Here is a 15,069-nt window from a genome sequence, read left to right on the forward strand (position 1 = left end):
TCAACCGATCTCACACCGTGGACCATGAGTTCCGCACGTACCGACCATGCTGGCAGCACGAATCCGCCCAGGTCTGTCGCGTTCTTGCGGTCTTCCTTGCGCGGTCGGGTGAGATTGCGCGTGATGGACGCCCTTCACTCTGCCGAGCCGGTGCGATCCCCATACGAGGCGCCGTTGCGGGACTCGAAAACACGCGTGGTCAGGACCACTCGTGCTTCTGCGACCGTCCGAGCAGCTCGGCTCCCGCGCGCCGCGGGTCGACCCCTTCGTGGCACACGCGGTGCATCGCGTCGGTGATGGGCATGTCGACGTCGAGGCTCAGCGCGAGTTCCCGGATCGACGTGCACGACTTCACGCCCTCGGCGACCTGCCCGCCCGCGGCGTCCAGTGCCTCCTGCAGGGTCTCCCCCCTGCCCAGCCGTTCGCCGAACGTCCGGTTGCGCGACAGCGGAGAAGAACATGTCGCCACCAGGTCGCCGACGCCGGCGAGCCCGGCGAAGGTGAGCGGATCGGCACCGAGTTTCGCGCCGAGCCGCGCCATCTCGGCCAGCCCTCGGGTGATCAGCGTCGCCATCGTGTTGGTGCCGAGGCCGAGCCCGGCGGCCATGCCGCAGCTCAAGGCGATGACGTTCTTGCACGCGCCGCCCAGTTCGCAGCCGACGACGTCGGTGTTGGTGTACGGCCGGAAGTACTGGTTGAAGCTCGCCTGCTGGATCGCCTTGGCGTTGTCGTGGTCCGTGCACGCGACCACCGCTGCCGACGGCTGCCCCAGCGCGATCTCCTTCGCCAGGTTCGGGCCGGAAACGACCACGATCCGGCTGTCGTCGACGGCGGCGATCTCGGCGATGACCTGGCTCATCCGCTTGAGCGTGCCCAGTTCGACGCCTTTCGCGAGACTCACCAGGATCGCCTCGCGCGGCAGCAGACCGGACCACTCCGACAGATTGGCCCGCAAGGTCTGGCTCGGCACGGCGAGGACGACGGCCTGCGCGCCGTCGAGTGCCTCGGCCGGATCCGCCGTCGCGGTGATCCGCTCGGGGAGTTCGATATCGGGCAAATAGGATGAATTACGGTGGCGTTCCCGGATTTCCGCCGCGACCTCGGGCCGCCGGGCCCAGATGGTCACGTCGCGGCCGGCATCGCCGAGCACCTTGGCGAACGCCGTCCCCCACGACCCCGCGCCGAGCACGGTCAGGCGCTGGACCTCGGTGGCGGTTCCGGCCATCAGGCGTCGTCCTCCGGCTTCTTCGCGGGCGGTTCCTCCTGGCGGATCTCCGCGAGCAACGCGGTGATCTCGGTCATCATCAACTCGGTGACCTCGCGCAGTTTGGCCGCGCTGCGAGTGGAGCCGTCCTTGTAGGCCGACAAGTCCAGCGGCTCCCCGACCAGATGCGTGATCGTCTTGCGCGGGAATGGCGTGAACTTCTTCGTGTAGCCGTTGAAAATGTGGTTCGTGCCCCAGCGGGCGATCGGGATCACCGGCACGTCGGTTTCCAGCGCGAGCCGCGCGGCGCCGGTGAACGGCTTCTTCGTCCAGCCGTCGGGGTCTTTGCTGATCGTCCCCTCCGGATAGATCACCACGACCTTGCCGTCACGCAACGCCTGGTGGGCGGCCTTGAGGCTGTCGCCGGCGGCGGCCGAGCCGCGCGAAACCGGAATCTGTCCGGCACCGACGAAGATCTTGCCGAAGACCGGCGTCCTGGTCAGGCTCTCCTTGCCCAGGAAACGCGGCACCCGCTTCTGACGGTGCACGAACACCGCGTCCACCGCCGGGTCCATGTGGGACACGTGGTTGAGCAGCAGCAACGCACCGCCTTCGCGGGGGATCTTCTCGGCACCGCGGTAGACGCGCTTGGCGATGGCGGTCGCTGGATAGAACAGTGCGGCGGCGACGCCAACCCAGAAGCCGCCCTTCTCACGTCGGGCCAATTTCGTCCTCCTCGAAGTCGCGCGTGCCGCTCACAGGTCATCGATGCCGTAGTGATCCTGCCGCCCGAGCACGAGCGGGGTCCAGGGAGGGTCGGGTAAGAATGCAGATGTGGACGTGGACCTGATCGTGCCGATGAAACGCCCGGCGCAGGGCAAGTCGCGCCTTCGCGGCGCGGTCGTGGCCGAACGGCACGCCGAACTGGTGCTGGCGCTGGCGTACGACACGCTGGCCGCGGCGACCTCGGCGGACGGGGTCCGCCGGGTGCTGGTGGTCGCCGCCGAACCGGCGTCGGTGGCGGAGCTCGTCGAGCTCGGGGTGGAGATCGTCGCCGAGCCGTCGCGAGGCGGTTTGAACGCTGCCCTTCGTCACGGCGAAGAACTGCTTCGCCGGGACACGCCGTCCGGTCTCGTCGGCGCCCTGCAGGCCGACCTGCCCGCGTTGCGGACCGAAGACCTCACCGCGGCGCTCGCCGAGGCCGCCGGAGGACGGGCGTTCGTCGCGGACCGGCAGGGAACGGGCACGACGCTGCTGCTCGCGGCGGCCGGTCTGCCACTTGCCCCCCGCTTCGGCGAGGGTTCCGCGCGGGCGCACACCGCTTCCGGTGCGACGCCGCTCACGATCGCCGCGGAATCGCTCCGCGCCGACGTGGACACCGCGGATGATCTCGCTCACGTCCGCACCCTGGGTGCCGGAAAGCGCACGTCAACGCTGTTGGGAACACCCTGCGTGGCGATGTGACGAGAGTTCACCCCGGCGTCCCGCGCGCGGCGCACATAATCGCGCCGAGTGGTGAACAATGAAGCCCGTGAGCACAAACGACGGCGGCACCCCGAACTCGGCAAGGAAGCGGAAGACCTCCGCCGCGAAACCGGAACCGGACCACAGCGGCACCAAGCCCGTCCGGGCGAGGAAGAGCAGTCCCGCGGTGAAGACGAACAGCACCCCGCGCGCGGCCATCCGCGCGACGCGCGGCGGTTCGGCGAGCCGTCCCGCACAGGAGTTCCGCGCGCTGCCCACCGCGCCGCCCGCGGTGACCTCGGCGCCGACCGCCGTCGAGACACTGCCCGACGACCGCTACTTCAACCGTGAGCTGTCGTGGCAGGACTTCAACGCGCGTGTGCTCGCGCTGGCCGAGGACGAGTCGCAGCCGCTGCTCGAACGCGCCAAGTTCCTGGCGATCTTCGCGTCCAATTTGGACGAGTTCTACATGGTGCGGGTCGCCGGGCTGAAGCGCCGCGACGAGACGGGCCTCCCGGTCCGCAGCGCGGACGGGCTGACCCCCCGCGAGCAGCTGGCCTACATCGCCAAACGCAACCAGGACCTGGTCGAGCGGCATACGAACGCCTTCGAACTGCACCTGCGGCCGCGACTGGCCGACGAGGACATCCACATCGTCGGCTGGAACGACCTGACCGGCGCCGACCAGCTCCGGCTGTCCAATTACTTCAGCGAGCAGATCTTCCCGGTGCTCACACCGCTGGCCGTGGATCCCGCGCACCCGTTCCCCTACATTTCGGGCCTTTCGCTCAACATGGCCATCACCGTCCGGGACCCCGAGGCGGGTACCGAGCGGTTCGCGCGCGTCAAGGTGCCGAGCAACGTGCCTCGCCTGATGCGGATCGAGCAGCAGCCCAGGGAGAGCCACACCGCGACCTTCCTTCCGCTGGAGGAACTGATCGCCGCCCACCTCGGTGAGCTGTTCACCGGGATGGAGGTCACCGAACACCACGCGTTCCGGGTCACCCGCAACGCGGATTTCGAGGTCGAAGAGGACCGGGACGAGGACCTCCTCCAGGCACTGGAGCGCGAACTGGCCCAGCGCCGGTTCGGCCCGCCGGTGCGGCTCGAAGTCGCACAGGACATGAGCGAGCACATGCTCGAACTGCTGCTCCGCGAGCTGGAGGTCGATCCGCGCGACGTCGTCGAGGTCCCCGGTCTCCTGGACCTGACCTGCCTGCACCAGCTGTCCGGAGTGGACAGGAAGGAACTGAAGGACCGTCCTTTCGTCCCCGCCACCCATCCGGCGTTCGGTGAGCGCGAGACGCCGAAGTCGGTGTTCGCGACGCTGCGCGAGGGCGACGTCCTCGTGCATCACCCGTACGACTCGTTCTCCACCAGCGTCCAGCGGTTCATCGAACAGGCCGCCGCGGACGACAAGGTGCTGGCGATCAAGCAGACGCTGTACCGCACCTCCGGGGACTCCCCGATCGTCGACGCGCTGATCGACGCCGCCGAGGCGGGCAAGCAGGTCGTCGCGCTGGTCGAGATCAAGGCGCGGTTCGACGAGCAGGCCAACATCACCTGGGCGCGCACGCTGGAACGCGCCGGGGTGCACGTGGTCTACGGGCTCGTCGGGCTGAAGACACACTGCAAGGTGTCGATGGTGGTGCGTCAGGAGGGTTCGACCATCCGCCGCTACTGCCACATCGGCACCGGCAACTACAACCCGAAGACGGCGCGCCTCTACGAGGATCTCGGTCTCCTGACCGCCGATCCGACGATCGGCGCGGATCTGACGGATCTGTTCAACGTGCTCACCGGGTACTCCCGGCAGGACACCTACCGCAACATCCTCACGTCGCCGCACGGGATCCGCCGCGGCATCGTGCGCGCGATCGGCGAGGAGATCGAACTCGCGCGCGCCGGGCAGACCGCCGGGATCCGGATCAAGTGCAACTCGCTCGTCGACGAGCAGGTGATCGACGCGCTGTACCACGCTTCGCAGGCCGGAGTGCCGGTCGACATCGTGGTGCGCGGGATCTGCTCGCTGAAACCGGGTGTGGAGGGGCTGAGCGAGAACATCCATGTGCGGTCCGTCCTCGGCCGCTTCCTGGAGCACTCGCGTGTCTTCACCTTCCGGGCGGGCGGCACGCGGTGGATCGGCAGCGCGGACATGATGCACCGCAACCTGGACCGCCGGATCGAGGCGCTGGTGCGGGTCAAGGACCCGAAGCTGACGGCGCAGCTGGACTACATCTTCGAATCCGCGCTGCACCCCTCGACCCGGTGCTGGGTGCTGAACTCGACCGGCGAGTGGACCCCGTCCCCCGCGTCCGGCGACGACGTCCGCGATCACCAGGTCGAACTGGCGAAGCGACACGGAGCCGCCGGATGAGCGCGGTCGTGCGGGCGGCGGGTGCCGTCCTCTGGCGTCGTGACGGCGATCGGATCGAGGTCGCGCTGGTCCACCGGCCGCGCTACGACGATTGGTCGCTGCCGAAGGGAAAGCTGGATCCGGGCGAGACCATCGCGCGGGCCGCGGTCCGCGAGATCCAAGAGGAGACCGGCTTCGAGGCGGTGCTCGGCCGGTATCTGTTCCGGACCGAGTACACCGTCGCGGATTCGCCGAAGACCGTCGACTACTTCTCCGCCCACGCGGTTTCGGGCGAGTTCGCCCCGAACGAGGAAGTCGACGAACTGCGCTGGCTCGACGCGGAGACCGCGGAGAGACTGCTGACGCGCCCTGGTGACGTGCGGGTGCTGCGCGAGTTCTCCGCGCTGCCCGCCGAACTCACCACGGTGATCCTGGTACGGCACGCCAAGGCGGGCAAACGCGACGAGTGGAACGGCGACGACGACCTGCGGCCGCTTTCGGACGCGGGTCAGCGGCAAGCCGAAGCGTTGCGTTCGCTGCTGCGGCACTACGGGCCGGCCAGGGTGCTCTCGGCGCCGCGGCTCCGGTGCGTTCAGACGGTGAACGGGCTCGCCGAAGATCTCGAGGTCGAGATCCGGCACGAGCCACTGCTGTCGGAAGAGGGCTACTGGCCTGACCCGGTGCTCGGCGTAGCGCGGCTGCTCGCCATCGCGGGTGACGGCGGGACACCGGTGATCTCCAGCCAGGGCGGCGTGATCCCGGACGTCGTCAGCGCGCTGGCCGACCGCGACGGCGTCGAGCTGCCCGCCGCGCGGGGCGGTGTGGTGCCGTCGAAGAAGGGCTCGTTCTGGGTCCTGTCCTTCCGGTCGCCGACCGAACAAGACGGACCGGTGCTGGTGGCGGCGGACTACTTCGCGTCGCCTCTGCCCACGCCGGCGCCGGCGCATCCCTGAGTGTCGAGCCGCCTCGTGAGTGGTGATGACGGTTCTCTTGAGGGGTAAGGCGAACGTGGCGTGTCGCGAAAGCCACTTTCACGACGTCTGGTGTCCCGAAAGTGGCTTTCGCGACACGGGGGTCGGACGCCGATGGTCCACGACCGGAGCTTGGCGTCACGGCCGTCCCAGTGTCACCAGGGATCACACCGGCGGGTAGCGAAGGGCCCCTTCACTACCCTCAGGGTAGTAAGGAGGCCTTCACGGACCGGAGAGCACGCGACCCATGCGCCACATTTGCCCTACCCCTCAATAACCGTCATCACCACTCACGAGCGCCGAAGGCGTGACAGCGAACTGACAGCAACCCTTGGTTTACTCCATCCGTGTCCCCGTGGGGGTCACGACGCGGTACTCGCCGTTCAGCCTGGGGGTGGAACGGACAGCATCGTCCGTACTTCATCGGCACGGGGATCACCGAGGCGCTGGCATACGGCCAGCGCCTCGGCTCCGTAAGCCTTCGCGTCTTCGGTCCGGTCCTTACTCAGCATGATCTTCGTCAGCGTGATGAGCGTGTCGATGGTCCCGTATTCGGCGCCGAGGGCGTGGAGTTCGGCCAGCGCGCCCGAACAACTCGCCTCCGCTTCCTCGAACCGCTTCGCGCCCGCGAGTGCTTCGCCGGAGTTGGAGAGCGCGAGAGCCGCGTGGTACCGGTCGCCTAGATCGGCGAAGGCCTTTCTCGCTTCGAGCGCGGCTTCGACGGCGCCGTCGTAGGCGCCCATACCGATCCGGCTCGCGCTGATGTTGAGGAGCGCGTGCGGGACGAAGGTGCGCTGACCGTTGTCGGCGGCGAGACGCGCGGCCTCGGCGGCGACCTGTTCGCTCTTCCGGAATTCCGAGCGGAGGTGGTAGGCCCCCGAGAGATTCGACAGGATCGCGACCGTGACCTCCGAACCGCCGGTCTCCGCGGACGCCTTCCTGGCCTCCTCCAACGCCTCCAGCCCTTCATCGATGCGAAGTGCCCGAAGGTAGGCGGATCCGAGGTTGTTGGCGGCGTACTGCAGGCCCAGCGGGTCGGAGGCGGCCCGCGTGGCCTCGACGGCGAGCTCGCCGGTACTGATCCAATCCTCCCGGTCGTGCCGTTCGGTGTAGAAGGCACGCAGCAGCCAAGCGAGTTTCCAGGCACGGGACGCCCAGCCGCGATCGGCGGCGATCCGGACCAGCGCGGCGAGCGCCGGACGTTCCTCGACGTACCAAGCCGTCGCCTGGTCGCGGTCGGCGAACTCGAGCCGCGGCCCGTCGAGGACTTCCAGCGTGACGTCCGAAGTGAGCAGGTCCGGGCGGATGAGTTCGTCCGCCGAGGCGACCGCGGCGGTGTACCAGTCGATCAGCCGCCGCAGCGCCGCTTCGCGTTCGGCCGGTTCGTCGCCCCCGGCGAGTTCCGCGGCGTAGACCCGCAACAGGTCGTGGAACCGGTACCGGTCGGTACTCGGCTGGTTCAGCAAATGCGCCGAGGCCAGGCGATCCAGCAGTTCGCGCGCCTCGAGAACCCCGGTGCCCGCCGCGACGGCCGCGGTCTCGACCCGGATCGGCACCCCGGGGAACAACCCCAGCAACCGGAACAGCCGGGCCGCCTCGGGGCTCAACGCGTTGTAGGACCACGAAAACGCCGCCCGCAGATCGGTGCCCGCGTCCTGCGGGTCCCGCAGGGTGTCGAGCCGGACCCGCTGATCCCGTAATTCGTCGACGATCCAGGCCAGCGAGGTGCCCGGGAACCGGGACGCCCGCTCCCCGGCCAGCGCCAGTGCCAGCGGCAATCCGCCGCACAGCAGGGTGAGTTCCGCCACGGCGCCGGGTTCGGCGTCGAGCCGGGCGTGTCCGACGCTTTCGGCGAGCAGCGCCTTGGCCGCGTGCTCGTCCAAGGAGCGCAACGGCATCCGCCGCGCCCCTTCCCTGGCGACCAGTCCCCGCAACTGGTTCCGGCTGGTGACCACGACGAGATTGCCCGATCCGGGCAGCAGCGGCCGGATCTGCTCGGCGTCACGCGCGTTGTCCAGCAGCATCAGCATCCTGGTCCCGGCCAGCCTGCCGCGCAGCGCCGCCGACCGTTGCTCCACTGTGGAGGGCAGTGCGTCGGCGGACACCCCCACCGCCTGCAGGAACTCCGACAGTGCGTCCATCGGAGTGACCGGGGTACCCGCGGAATGCCCACGCAGGTCTACGAAGAGTTGTCCGTCGGGGAATCTTTCCCGCAGCCGATGCGACCAATGGACGGCGAGAGCGGTCTTTCCGACCCCGGCGGTCCCTTCGATGACCACGATCCGTGTCGGCCGGTCCTGGTCGAGAAACCCGTCCAACCGGGCCAGTTCGGTTTCGCGTCCGGTGAAACCCGTGACGTCGAAGGGAAGCTGGCGCGGTACCGGGGGCACCGGAGCCACCGTCTCCGTGGGAACGTCGGCGGCGAGCAGTCCGGCGTGCAGCCGCCGCAGTTCCGCACCCGGTTCGACACCGAGTTCCTCGGCGAGAATCGACCGCAGCCGGGCGTATCCGGCCAGCGCTTCGGCCCGTCTGCCCGAGCGCGCGAGAATCCGCACGAGTCTTTCCCATAACGATTCCCGGAGCGGATGCTGACCGACCAGATCGGTCAATTCGGCTACGAGTTCCGCGTCGGCCACGACCCCGGTATCGAGATCGATCCGCCTTTCGACGGCGAACAGATACCGCTCGGTGAGCAGCGGGCCCCATTCGTCGGCGAGAGTGGGGGAACCGACACCTTCCAGCGGTGTGCCGTCCCAGAGCGAGATCGCCCCGGCCAGCAGTTCCCGTTCCTCGGCCGGTTCTTTTCCGACGGCTTCGTCGAGCAGGTGCAGAAATCGCAGCGCGTCGACCCCGGCGGGAGCGGAAACGAGACGGTAACCGTCCGGTTCGGTCACGACGATGTCGTCACCGAACAACCGCCGCAAGCGCATCACATTCGTCTGCAGGCTGCCGCGGATCCGTTCCGGGGGTTCGGGTCCCCAGACCCCGCGCGCGAGCGTGTCGATGGAAACCAGGCGGCCGCAAGACAGGGCCAAGGTGGCGAGCAGGGCGCGCTGACGGGCGCTGCCGAGCGAGCGCGGTACCCCGTCCACGATCACCCGGAACGGGCCGAGAAGCCGGATTTCGATGGTGGCCACCCTCCAGTCCTGCCGATCCTGTGGTCCCCGCCTCGGTTTCCCCGGCGAGAAGCGTGACACAAGCAGGACGGCGGCCGGGCGGGTTCCCCGGCTTTCCCCGGTAGAGGGCCCCGGAAACTGCGGCAGGGCCCCGCGCCGTGCGCGGGGCCCTGCCGTTGGCTCACTCGTGGAGAGGGAGCTTACTTCTTCTTCGCGGCCGCCGAAGTCCGCTTGGCCGGAGCCTTCTTCGCGGGAGCCTTGGCGGCGGTCGCCTTGGCGGCCGGCTTCGCGGCGGTCGCCTTGGTGGCGGTCGCCTTCTTGGCCGTGGTGGCGCGAGTCGTGGCCTTCGCCGCGGTCTTCGGCGCCGCCTTGGTGGCGGTCGTCTTGGCCGCGGCCTTGGTCGCGGTCGCCTTGGCGGCCGGCTTCGCGGCGGCCTTGGTGGTGGTCGCGGCGGCGCGGGTCCGCGTGGTGGTGGAACGCGTCGCGGCCGGGCGGCTGGCGGCCGTCCGGGTCGTCGTCGCGCGGGTGGCGGCGGTCCGAGTGGTGGTGCCGGCGGTCGTACGCTTCACAGCGGTCGCCTTCGGCAGCTTCTTCGAACCGCTGATGACGTCCTTGAAGGTCGTCCCCGCGCGGAAGGCGGGCACGTTGGTCTTCTTGACGCGAACGGTCTCACCGGTGCGCGGGTTCCGCGCGGTGCGGGCGGCGCGGGCGCGCTTCTCGAACACACCGAAGCCGGTGATGTTCACCTTCTCGCCCTTGTTGACCGTCCGGATGATGATGTCGACAAGGCCATCGACGGCCTCCGACGCGACCTTCTTGTCGCCCAGGCGCTCCGACAGCGCCTCGATCAGCTGGGCCTTGTTGGCCATTCCAGTCCTCCAAGAAGAACTACTTGTACACGGCCCCGTCGGCCGACTTAGCGCACACGGTATTACCAATGCAGCACAAATTCCAAACGACGCGCGGAAATTTCCCTTGTCTCGGGGGCGGTTCCGCCTCTTGAGGGACCCCTCCGGGGCCTCTTGAGGTGCCGTTCGGTGTGGTTTCTCCGGCTGTCTTGGAGAGCCTCGGCCGGGTGCGGATTCCCTGCTCAGCAAGGGAATCCGCCCCCTTCGGCAGGCCTTAAGAAGTGGCAGCCGGGAGGGTCACCGGCTTCCAGGAGGGGCGCTGGGACTCGAAAGTGTCGATCTCCTCCGCATGGCGGAGTGTCAGGGCGATGTCGTCGAGCCCTTCGAGGAGCCGCCAGCGGGTGTAGTCGTCGATCTGGAAGGGCGCGGTGAAGTCCTTGGCTCGTACCGTCTTCGACTCGAGGTCCACCGTGACCTCCGTCCCAGGCTCGTTTTCGAGCAGCTTCCACAGCAGTTCGACGTCCGCCTGCTCGACCTGAGCGGCGACCAGACCCTGTTTGCCCGAGTTCCCACGGAAGATGTCCGCGAACCGGGAGGAGATCACGACCCGGAAGCCGTAGTCCATCAGGGCCCAGACCGCGTGCTCGCGGGAGGAACCGGTACCGAAGTCCGGGCCCGCGACCAGGACCGACCCGCTTTTGAAGGGCTCTTGGTTGAGGATGAACGACTCGTCGGAGCGCCAGGCGGCGAAGAGCCCGTCCTCGAAGCCGGTGCGGCTCACGCGCTTGAGGTAGACCGCCGGGATGATCTGGTCAGTGTCCACGTTGGACCTGCGCAACGGGACCCCGACGCCGGTGTGGTGGGTGAACGCGTCCATGGTTCGGAAACTCCTTCGCGGATGTCGGCGATGTCAGCTGGCGGTGACGGGCAGCAGGTCTTCGGGGCTGGAGAGGGTGCCCCGCACGGCCGTCGCGGCGGCCACGAGCGGCGAGACCAGGTGCGTCCGGCCACCCTTGCCCTGCCTGCCTTCGAAGTTGCGGTTCGAGGTCGACGCGCTGCGCTCGCCCGGCTTGAGCTGGTCCGGGTTCATGCCGAGGCACATCGAGCAGCCCGCCTGGCGCCATTCCGCGCCCGCGTCGAGGAAGATCCGGTCCAGGCCTTCGGCTTCGGCGGCCTTCCGGACGCGCATCGAGCCGGGGACCACGAGCATCCGGACCGACTCGGCGACCTTGTGCCCGCGCAGGACGTCCGCGGCGGCCCTCAGGTCCTCGATACGGCCGTTCGTGCAGGAGCCGAGGAAGACGGTGTCCACCGCGATCTCACGCAGCGGCGTGCCCGGCTTGAGGTCCATATAGGACAGGGCCTTCTCGGCGGCGACGCGCTCGTTCTCGTCGCCGATCTTCTCGGGGTCGGGCACCTCGGCGCCCAGCGGGAGACCCTGGCCGGGGTTGGTGCCCCAGGTCACGAAAGGCGTGAGCTCGTCGGCGTTCAGGCGCACCTCGGCGTCGAAGACGGCGTCGTCGTCCGTGCGGAGTTCGCGCCAGTTCTCGACGGCGGCGTCCCAGTCCGCGCCCCGCGGCGCGTGCGGACGCCCCTTCAGGTAGGCGAACGTCGTCTCGTCCGGGGCGATGAGCCCGGCGCGCGCGCCCGCTTCGATCGACATGTTGCACACCGTCATCCGGGCTTCCATCGACAGGTTCTCGATGGCCTTGCCGCGGTATTCGAGGACGTAGCCCTGCCCGCCGCCGGTGCCGATCTTCGCGATCACCGCGAGGATGACGTCCTTCGCCGTGACACCGGGACGCAGTTCCCCGTCGATGGTGATCGCCATCGTCTTGAATGGACGGAGCGGCAGGGTCTGGGTGGCCATCACGTGTTCGACCTCGGAGGTGCCGATCCCGAAGGCCATCGCGCCGAACGCGCCGTGCGTCGAGGTGTGACTGTCGCCGCACACCACGGTCATCCCGGGCTGGGTCAGGCCCAGCTGCGGGCCGATGACGTGCACGATGCCCTGTTCGGCGTCGCCCATCGGGTGCAGCCGGACACCGAACTCCTTGCAGTTGTTGCGAAGGGTGTCGACCTGGGTACGGGACACCGGATCCGCGATCGGCAGCTCGATGTCGATCGTCGGGACGTTGTGGTCCTCGGTCGCGATGGTGAGGTCGGGGCGGCGCAGTTTCCGGCCGGCCAGACGGAGTCCGTCGAACGCCTGCGGGCTGGTGACCTCGTGCAGCAGGTGGAGGTCGATGTAGAGCAGGTCGGGCTCGGCCCCTTCGCCGCGCCGCACCAGGTGCGACTCCCACACTTTCTCGGCCAGTGTCCGGGGCATTTCCGGCTCCTCACATGCGGTGAAATCGGTACTTCCCACCATCTGGACATCTCAAACTTCGGGAAGATAGTATCGGCTTGTGGGACAGCATAGCGGTATCGGAGTACTCGACAAGGCCGTGGCCGTGCTTCAGGCCGTGGCCGAAGATCCTTGTGGCCTGGCGGAACTGTGCACGCGGACCGGGTTGCCGCGCGCGACGGCGCACCGGCTCGCGGTCGGCCTCGAGGTGCATCGTCTGTTGCGCCGCGGCCCCGACGGGCGATGGCGGCCGGGTACCGCGCTCGCGGAACTGGCTGGCGGTTCGACCGACCCGCTGCTCGACGCGGCGAGCTCGGTGCTGCCGAAATTGCGCGACATCACCGGGGAAAGCGTTCAGCTCTACCGCCGCGACGGCGTCCAGCGCGTCTGCGTTTCGACGGCGGAACCGCCCAGCGGTCTCCGTGACACGGTGCCGATCGGTTCACGGCTGCCGATGACCGCGGGCTCCGGCGCGAAGGTCCTCGCCGCGTGGTCGGATCCGCATACGCAGCGGACGATCCTTTCCGAGGCGGTCTACGGCGAGCGCACGCTGCTGGAGGTCCGCCGCCGCGGCTGGGCCCAGAGCGTGGCGGAGCGGGAACCCGGTGTGGCGAGTGTCTCGGCGCCGGTCCGGGATTCGACGGGCACCGTGGTCGCCGCGGTGTCGGTTTCCGGGCCCATCGAACGGATAGGGCGTAAACCGGGGGCACGCTGGGCCGCGGACCTGCTCGCCGCCGCGGACGCGCTGCAAGAGCGACTCTGACCCCAAGACGAGCGAAGGCCCCCTGCGGCGCAGGGGGCCTTCACCTTTTCCGTCCTGAATGGACCGGCCGGATCAGAACTCGTCGGCCTTGGTCAGCTCGTGTTCGAGCGCGTCGGCGCGGGCGACGAGGGCCTTCAGCGGATGTTCGAACTCGTTGACCAGGTTCAGGTCGATCAGCGGGACCGTGTGCTTGAGCAGCGCGACGCCGTCCACCACGGCCGCGCCGCCGACCGAATCACCGCCGGCCAGTTCGAGCAGGCGCCGCAGGTCGATCTTGTCGGCCCAGCCGACCGGAGACGAGATCTCCACCCACTCCGCGCCGTCGTGGTCGGGCAAGTGGTGCAAGGACACCTGCTGGCCGCGGCCGTCCTCGGTGTCGGCCCGGAACCGGAGCCAGCCGTCCCGCTCTTCGAGCACCTCGTACCGTGCCCGGACGAAATTGATCACGCCTGCCCAGATGGACACCCTCGTCACCTCTCGGTTTCGCCGCCTCGTGCGCTGTCGAGCATGGCACATCCGGGACGTGAGACGGAGCGCGGCCGGTCCCGGTCAGGCCGGCGGCGCCGGTTCTTGGGGCTGGAGTCCGTGAAGGCCTCCTTCCCTACGCTCAAGGTAGGGAAGGAGGCCTTCACGGCCTGGCGACACCGGAACCGCGGTGGCTCACGTCTCGTGAGTGGTAGTGAGGGTTAAGGCAAACGTGGTGTGTTCGGGCGGGATGGTGGCTTGGGTGACGTGGCGCCGTACTCGCGTGCTTGGAGCCGGATCTCGCGTGCTTGGAGGCGTAACACCCGAGTGCGGGGTCCAGGCACGCGAGTTCCGCCTCTGAGCACGCGAGTTACGCCTTCGCCCTGCCCCTCACCCCGACGAACAGGCCCGCCCGCAACCACGACACGGTTGGCTTTCTTCTCGATAGGTACCTACTCGTGGCCTGCGGCCTCGTCGAGCGAAGTACATGAAGGCCCCCTTCCTTGCGCTAGGCGCAAGGAAGGGGGCCTTCATGTACTGGGGAAGGTGTGAAGGTCGAGTTTCCTCGGCTGAGCCGAGGGAAGGGGCCCTTCACGCGCCGCCGTTGTGACTGGTGGTGCTGCTGAGGCTGATGGTGCTGGCCCGAGGGAGTGAAGGGAACATTGAGGAACCCAGAGTCCCTCAATGAGTCCTTCACGGACTGGCGACACCGGAAACGCGGTAGCTCACGTCTCGTGAGTGGTAATGACGGTTAGAACCGTCATTACCACTCACGAGGGCGCCAAACGGTATCCCGAGCCTCGCACGGTGTGGATCAGCGGCGGATCCTTGAGTTTCCGCCGCAGCCGCGCGATGACGACGTCCAGCACGTTGGACGCCGGGTCCGCCATCTCGTCCCACGCGTACCGGATCAGTTCCGGTCGCGAAACCGGCCGCCCGGTCGCGGCCAGCAGCCGTTCCATGACCAGATACTCCTTGCGGGTCACGGTGAGCAGCACGCCCGCCCGCGAGATCTGGTGCCTGCCGGTGTCGAGTTCGACGTCGGCGCAGCGCAGCACCACCGCCTGCCCGGCCATGTCGCGGCGGCACAGGCTGCGCACCCTGGCGATCAGTTCCGGCATCGCGAACGGTTTGACCAGATAGTCGCCGCCGCCGACGCGCAGCCCGTCGATCCGGTCGGCGACGCTGTCGCGCGCGGTCAGGAACAGCACCGGCATCGGCCAGCCCGCGCCGCGCCGGTTGCGCACGTACGCCAGCGCGTCACCCGAAGGCAGCATCCGGTCGAACACCGCGCAGTCGTAGGCGTTCACCATCAGCGCCTCGTCCGCGGCGGGCAGGTCGGCGGCGGTGTCCACCGCGAACCCGTCGCCACGCAAGGCGAATTCCAGCGCCACCCGTAAGTTCTCGTCGTCCTCGGTCACCAGCACCCGCACACGGAAACCCTACTCTCTGTAGGTGAACCCGTGTCCGCGATCGACGTTCGGCAGGGCGGCATTCTCTGTAGGTGAACCCGTGTCCGCGATCGACGTTCGGCA

Annotated in this window: 12 protein-coding genes; 4 read left to right on the plus strand and 8 right to left on the minus strand. The window is 68.7% G+C overall.

The window, feature by feature from the left end:
- Nucleotides 1-199: 199 nt before the first annotated feature.
- Together ACZ54P_RS09415 and ACZ54P_RS09420 are read right to left on the minus strand one after the other, a co-directional pair.
- The gene (locus tag ACZ54P_RS09415; RefSeq protein ID WP_465461049.1) at nt 200-1,225 is read right to left on the minus strand and encodes an NAD(P)H-dependent glycerol-3-phosphate dehydrogenase; all 1,026 of its coding nucleotides are present in this window, start codon (nt 1,223-1,225) and stop codon (nt 200-202) included.
- A complete protein-coding gene (locus ACZ54P_RS09420; protein WP_465461050.1) occupies nt 1,225-1,929 on the minus strand; it encodes a lysophospholipid acyltransferase family protein in 705 nt (234 codons plus the stop codon). Before ACZ54P_RS09420 ends, ACZ54P_RS09415 begins: the two co-directional genes overlap by 1 nt.
- A gap of 109 nt (nt 1,930-2,038) precedes the next feature.
- On the opposite strand from ACZ54P_RS09420, the gene cofC reads away from it, so the two are divergent.
- Genes cofC through ACZ54P_RS09435 form a run of 3 tightly spaced genes read left to right on the plus strand, consistent with a single transcriptional unit; the run spans nt 2,039 to nt 5,977 of the window.
- Nucleotides 2,039-2,668 (plus strand): 2-phospho-L-lactate guanylyltransferase, encoded by a 630-nt coding sequence (gene cofC, locus ACZ54P_RS09425; RefSeq protein WP_465461051.1) that lies wholly within the window; start codon nt 2,039-2,041, stop codon nt 2,666-2,668.
- A 58-nt stretch (nt 2,669-2,726) separates the two neighbouring features.
- The gene (locus ACZ54P_RS09430; protein WP_465461052.1) at nt 2,727-5,045 is read left to right on the plus strand and encodes an RNA degradosome polyphosphate kinase; all 2,319 of its coding nucleotides are present in this window, start codon (nt 2,727-2,729) and stop codon (nt 5,043-5,045) included.
- Nucleotides 5,042-5,977 carry an NUDIX hydrolase gene (locus ACZ54P_RS09435; RefSeq protein ID WP_465461053.1) on the plus strand — a complete coding sequence of 312 codons (936 nt, stop codon included), beginning with the start codon at nt 5,042-5,044 and terminating at the stop codon, nt 5,975-5,977. The genes ACZ54P_RS09430 and ACZ54P_RS09435 overlap by 4 nt, the downstream gene beginning before the upstream one ends.
- Before the next feature lie 401 nt (nt 5,978-6,378).
- Here the strand turns inward: ACZ54P_RS09435 and ACZ54P_RS09440 are convergent, their stop codons facing one another.
- The 4 genes from ACZ54P_RS09440 to leuC all read right to left on the minus strand — a co-directional run bounded on the left by ACZ54P_RS09440 (nt 6,379) and on the right by leuC (nt 12,288).
- Nucleotides 6,379-9,132, minus strand: a complete 2,754-nt coding sequence (locus ACZ54P_RS09440) for an AfsR/SARP family transcriptional regulator (protein WP_465461054.1) — start codon at nt 9,130-9,132, stop codon at nt 6,379-6,381.
- 179 nt (nt 9,133-9,311) lie between these two features.
- A complete protein-coding gene (locus tag ACZ54P_RS09445) occupies nt 9,312-9,980 on the minus strand; it encodes an HU family DNA-binding protein (RefSeq protein WP_465461055.1) in 669 nt (222 codons plus the stop codon).
- A gap of 253 nt (nt 9,981-10,233) precedes the next feature.
- Nucleotides 10,234-10,836: a 3-isopropylmalate dehydratase small subunit gene (gene leuD, locus ACZ54P_RS09450; RefSeq protein WP_465461056.1), complete on the minus strand. Its 603-nt coding sequence runs from the start codon at nt 10,834-10,836 to the stop codon at nt 10,234-10,236.
- Between the two features lie 33 nt (nt 10,837-10,869).
- Entirely contained in the window at nt 10,870-12,288 is a 1,419-nt protein-coding gene (gene leuC, locus ACZ54P_RS09455; protein WP_465461057.1) for a 3-isopropylmalate dehydratase large subunit, read from the minus strand.
- A 79-nt stretch (nt 12,289-12,367) separates the two neighbouring features.
- Here leuC and ACZ54P_RS09460 point away from each other — a divergent pair, with 79 nt between their 5' ends.
- Nucleotides 12,368-13,069: an IclR family transcriptional regulator gene (locus ACZ54P_RS09460; RefSeq protein ID WP_005158149.1), complete on the plus strand. Its 702-nt coding sequence runs from the start codon at nt 12,368-12,370 to the stop codon at nt 13,067-13,069.
- 72 nt (nt 13,070-13,141) lie between these two features.
- Here the strand turns inward: ACZ54P_RS09460 and ACZ54P_RS09465 are convergent, their stop codons facing one another.
- Together ACZ54P_RS09465 and ACZ54P_RS09470 are read right to left on the minus strand one after the other, a co-directional pair.
- Entirely contained in the window at nt 13,142-13,534 is a 393-nt protein-coding gene (locus ACZ54P_RS09465; RefSeq protein ID WP_465461058.1) for a hypothetical protein, read from the minus strand.
- Between the two features lie 770 nt (nt 13,535-14,304).
- Entirely contained in the window at nt 14,305-14,967 is a 663-nt protein-coding gene (locus ACZ54P_RS09470) for a winged helix-turn-helix domain-containing protein (protein WP_465461059.1), read from the minus strand.
- Between the last annotated feature and the right edge of the window lie 102 nt (nt 14,968-15,069).

This window comes from Amycolatopsis sp. NPDC034160 (genome assembly GCF_055575355.1).

Excerpts from the sequence above, each read along its gene's own strand:
- ACZ54P_RS09445 (WP_465461055.1), bottom strand. The coding sequence starts at position 9,980 with ATGGCCAACAAGGCCCAGCTGATCGAGGCGCTGTCGGAGCGCCTGGGC.
- ACZ54P_RS09415 (WP_465461049.1), bottom strand. The coding sequence starts at position 1,225 with ATGGCCGGAACCGCCACCGAGGTCCAGCGCCTGACCGTGCTCGGCGCG.
- ACZ54P_RS09430 (WP_465461052.1), top strand. The coding sequence starts at position 2,727 with ATGAAGCCCGTGAGCACAAACGACGGCGGCACCCCGAACTCGGCAAGG.
- leuC (WP_465461057.1), bottom strand. The coding sequence starts at position 12,288 with ATGCCCCGGACACTGGCCGAGAAAGTGTGGGAGTCGCACCTGGTGCGG.
- ACZ54P_RS09435 (WP_465461053.1), top strand. The coding sequence starts at position 5,042 with ATGAGCGCGGTCGTGCGGGCGGCGGGTGCCGTCCTCTGGCGTCGTGAC.
- leuD (WP_465461056.1), bottom strand. The coding sequence starts at position 10,836 with ATGGACGCGTTCACCCACCACACCGGCGTCGGGGTCCCGTTGCGCAGG.